Raw genomic sequence first — 3316 nt, 5'->3', positions numbered from 1 at the left:
ATCATCGGTGCCGGGTGTCGGCGCATCCATCGACAGCTGCGTCAGACTGCGCGCTTCAAGAACGGTCTGGACACCCGCGACGAACACGTCGTCACCCTCATCGCCGACCATGACGTCATCGCCTGCACCGCCGGCAAGCGTATCGTGGCCGGTGCCGCCGTCCAGCACGTCGTTACCCGCATCTCCCGACAGGACATCGTCTCCGGCTTCGCCGAACAGCCGGTCGTCGCCGTCACCGCCGGACAGAATGTCGTGTCCCTCGCCCCCCATCAGGCTGTCGCGTCCACCCTCGCCGAACAGCATGTCGTTGCCGGCGTCCCCGAACAGGACATCGTCGCCCTCGCCGCCAAAAATGCGGTCATGGCCGTCACCGCCGTGAATGACATCCCGGCCGTCGCCACCGATCAGCACGTCGTCACCCAGGCCACCGAAGATCAGGTCGTCGCCTTCGCGGCCGTAAACCGTATCGTTACCGGCGCCGGCATCGATCAGATCCTTGCCCGGTGTGCCGAGGAGAATATCGTCTTCATCTGTTCCGGTAATTTCTGTGTCGGCATGCGCACGCAAATCGAGAAAGCCCTGGCCCTGAACCGACGCTTTGCCGTCGCTCAGCGTAAAGGTGAGCGTGACGAGCCCCTGGCTGTCGCGCTCGGGCACGTAGATCCAGGCATCGCTGCCATAGGCGCGGATCTCGCCCGATGTTGCACGGATGGCGGAGATCGTCAGCGGATCGCCGTCGGGATCCACGGCCGCGCGTGCAAGGTCGGCCCACATCAGAAGCATGGAGAGATTGATGAGGCCGGTTCCGAGATAGATCGGTCCACGGGACAAGGGGGCACGATTGGTCGGCGCCGGCGGATTCCCCGACGAGCCTCCATTCGAGGAGCCCCCGCTGGACGAACCGGCACCTGGCAGGCCCTCGTCATCCGGTGCATCACTGCTGTCGCCTGCCGCCTGACCGCCCGCCGGGGCCCCGATTGCTGCCCGTGGCAGGCTGAAGCCGGAGAACTTCGGCTTGGCCACGCTCGGCGCCACGAAGCGGAAACCGTTGGCTGCGACATCGATCGTGACACCCTGGAACGGGCGTCCGGCATAGTCGCCTTCGAGCGTAAAATCCTGGGCGTTGAAGCGGATCGAGGAATAGAGCCGGCGCGGTGGCTCGATCTGCTCGACCACGTCCTCGTAAGCCCGCTGGATCTCCTGCCAGAAGGCCGCGATGTCCAGCCCGGCCGCAGGCGCATCCTCGACCGGTGCTGACGTGCCGTCGTCGAGCGCCACGGTCTTCCGGTCGTCCGGGGCTTGCGCATTGGGCGCCGGATTGACGATCTCGCGCAGCCGCCCGAGATAGGCGCCGAGCCCCATGGAGAGCACGGCGAAGATGCCCGGTGACCACAGCGTGCGGTCCTGAACTTCGGGAAGCGCAAACTTGCGCGCCGGCGCCTTGGCCGACTGGGCGTCGCCGTGGCCGAGTTTCAAGGCTTCTTCATGATCGTTCGTGAAGAGGCTCATGGCGATCACTCCGCAGCAACTGAGAGCGTCCGGGACGGTCGCAATGGCTTCATCTCGGAGGTGTTGGCGGGAACCTTTATGATCTCTTCCTTCGGGCCGAAGGAGACCAGCTTGCCGCCCTGAACAACGGCGACCATATCGACGGCCTGCAGGACGCTTGGCCGATGGGCGACAATGACGACGATGCCGCCGCGCTCGCGGACTTTGACGATCGCCTTCATCAAGGCCTCTTCGCCTTCGGCATCGAGATTGGAATTCGGCTCGTCGAGCACCACCAGGAAGGGATCGCCGTAAAGCGCGCGGGCAAGCGCCACGCGCTGCCGCTGGCCAGCCGAGAGCGACTGGCCGCCGGGGCCGATCTGGGTCTGATAGCCATTCGGCAGGCGAACGATCAGGTCGTGGATACCGGCGGCGCGTGCTGCGCGGAAGATCATCTTGGCATCGGCGTCAGGATCGAAGCGCGCAATATTGTCGGCGACAGTGCCGTCCAGGAGCGCCACTTCCTGCGGCAGATAGCCGACATGCTCCGTGAAGAAGCTGGTCGGCCACTGCTTGAGGTCGGCGCCATCGATCCGGACCGAGCCACGCAGCAGCGGCCAGATGCCGAGCAGCGAACGGGCAAGCGTCGTCTTGCCGCCGCCGGACGGACCGATCAGTGCCAGCGCCTGACCGGCGGAAAGCCTGAAGGAGACGTCGGTCAGGAGCACGGTGCCGGTCGTGGGTGCAACCGTCGTCATGCCCTCGACGACAAGGTCTTCGCTTGGCGCCGGCAAATCGAACTGCGTCGGCGGACGGTCGAGGACGGCAAGCGTGTCCTTGATTCGCGACCAGGAGCGGCGTGCCGAGATCACGCCCTTCCACTGGGCGATTGCCTGGTCGACCGGGGCGAGCGCCCTGCCCGTCACGATCGAGGAGGCAATGATCGCACCGGCGGACATTTCGCCCTGGATCGTCAGATAGGCGCCAAGCCCCAGGGTCGCCGACTGCAGCATCATGCGCAGCACCTTGGAAATGCCGGCAAAGGTGCCCGCAATGTCGGAGGTGGCGGTCTGGGTGTCGAGGTGACGGCGGTTGGCACTTTCGAAGCGGTCGATCGCGCGGTCCGTCATGCCCATCGAATAGAGGATATCGCCGTTACGGACATGGTTGTCCGAGACATTGTTGCGCTGGATCGCGGCCCGCGTCATTTCCTTGGCATGGCGACGCGACAGAAGCTCGGCCGCAATCGTCAGGCAGGCGAGGAAGAGTGCGCCACCCAGCGTCATCATTCCGAGCACCGGATGCAGCATCCAGACGAAGACCAGATAAACCGGGATCCATGGCAGGTCGAAGAGGGCGACCGGGCCCGCACCCGACAGGAAGGAACGCACGGTATCGACGTCGCGGCCGCGCTCGGAGGCTTCCGCCGAGGAATAGCCGAAGCGGGGCATGTCGATGACCACCCGGTGCACGAGCGGCGCAATCTGACGATCGACATTCGAGCCGAAACGGACCAGCATCTGCGCCCTCAGGATGTCGAACATGCCCTGGAAGAGGTAGAGGCCGACCGCGATCACCGAGAGCCAGATCAGCGTCGGCACGCTGCCGCTGGTCAGTGCCCGGTCGTAGATCTGCAGCATGTAGAAAGCGCCGGTCAGCGCGAGGATATTGATGATGCCCGACAGGCCGAAGACGAAGCCCGTCACGAGGCCGATACCGGACAGTTTGTAGCTTGATTGCTTGCTCATGGCTTCCCCCACTCAAAAGTATGTCTGCCGGCCCCGCCAGGCCGGCAGTACTGCCATGTCGTCCTCAGGAAACGCCGAGG

At 64.9% G+C, this 3316-nt stretch carries 2 protein-coding genes; both read right to left on the bottom strand.

Annotated elements, in window-relative coordinates; translation table 11 throughout:
• Nucleotides 1–1509, bottom strand: a 1509-nt coding sequence (locus tag QWE_RS25605; protein WP_006728807.1) for a calcium-binding protein, incomplete at its 3' end; no start/stop codon positions are given.
• A gap of 5 nt (nucleotides 1510–1514) precedes the next feature.
• Nucleotides 1515–3236 (bottom strand): type I secretion system permease/ATPase, encoded by a 1722-nt coding sequence (locus QWE_RS24155; RefSeq protein ID WP_006728806.1) that lies wholly within the window; start codon nucleotides 3234–3236, stop codon nucleotides 1515–1517.
• Between the last annotated feature and the right edge of the window lie 80 nt (nucleotides 3237–3316).

It is taken from the genome of Agrobacterium albertimagni AOL15 (assembly GCF_000300855.1).
Lineage (GTDB): Bacteria > Pseudomonadota > Alphaproteobacteria > Rhizobiales > Rhizobiaceae > Allorhizobium > Allorhizobium albertimagni.
Note: the sequence above shows the minus strand (reverse complement) of the source record. Positions and strands in the feature narration are given on the sequence as shown.